The organism is Bradyrhizobium sp. 45, from assembly GCF_023073155.1.
GTDB classification, from domain to species: Bacteria; Pseudomonadota; Alphaproteobacteria; order Rhizobiales; family Xanthobacteraceae; genus Bradyrhizobium; species Bradyrhizobium canariense_D.
In genome coordinates this window covers 1-801 of the sequence record NZ_JADPIX010000090.1, presented here as the reverse complement: position 1 = coordinate 801, position 801 = coordinate 1, and the positions used below count along the sequence as shown (strand labels likewise).

Below are 801 nucleotides of genomic sequence, written 5' to 3'. Positions count from 1 at the left end.
CATATGTGGAACGGCCCGGGCTGCAAGATCTTTCTCTGGTTGAACAAGGGATGACGGTGCGGTCATATGTTCGGCCTGTGAACGCGGCGCCTGGCCGCTGGCCACGATGATATCCGCGGAAGCAATCGCCCAATCAATTTCTCGCGCTCGAAGCGCAGTGAGTCAGGCGGTCTGATTGCTACCGGGAATGACGTCATTCGAGGTTCATCCAGATTTGCACCTTGCCTCCTCGGCAGCTTTCTTCTTCCGCCGGAGAGCTCTTAAGATTAGGATTTCAGCATTGCGGCCGGCGCCTGATAGATGCCGCCTCTGACCAGCAAGGCCCAGATCGTGCGCGCAATCTTGTTGGCGAGCGCGACCGATACGACCTTGACCGGCCGTCTTTGCAGCATGGTCCGAATCCAGAGTGGGACTTTCAAGCCTCGTTTAGCAAGCTTGATGATAGAGGTCGCACCAACGATCAAGAGCGTCCGTAGTTGCCGATTTCCACGCTTTGATATCGCGCCGAGCCTTTCTTTCCCGCCGCTCGACTGTGCCCTCGGTGTTAACCCCATCCAAGCCGCAAAATCTCGTGCAGTCGTAAAACTGCGAGCATCCGAGACCGATGTCCGAACGGTAGCGGCGATGAGAGGACCGACGCCCGGAATGCTCATCAGGCGCCTGGCATCGGGGTCCTGTCTGACGGCAACCAAAATCTCTCTGTCGAGCTTCTCTATGCGGGTTGTAAGCAGCTCAATCTGTTCAGCGAATAGGATCAGGGCAAAGCGGGCGGCGCCGGGGATCCTATTGTCTTTTTCGTCC

1 protein-coding gene is annotated in these 801 nt (G+C 57.2%); it reads right to left on the bottom strand.

Features of this window, described 5'->3' with window-relative positions; translation table 11 throughout:
* Window positions 1-266: 266 nt before the first annotated feature.
* The coding region (locus tag IVB42_RS14035; RefSeq protein WP_247470463.1) for an IS110 family transposase at window positions 267-801 on the bottom strand (535 nt) is incomplete at its 5' end.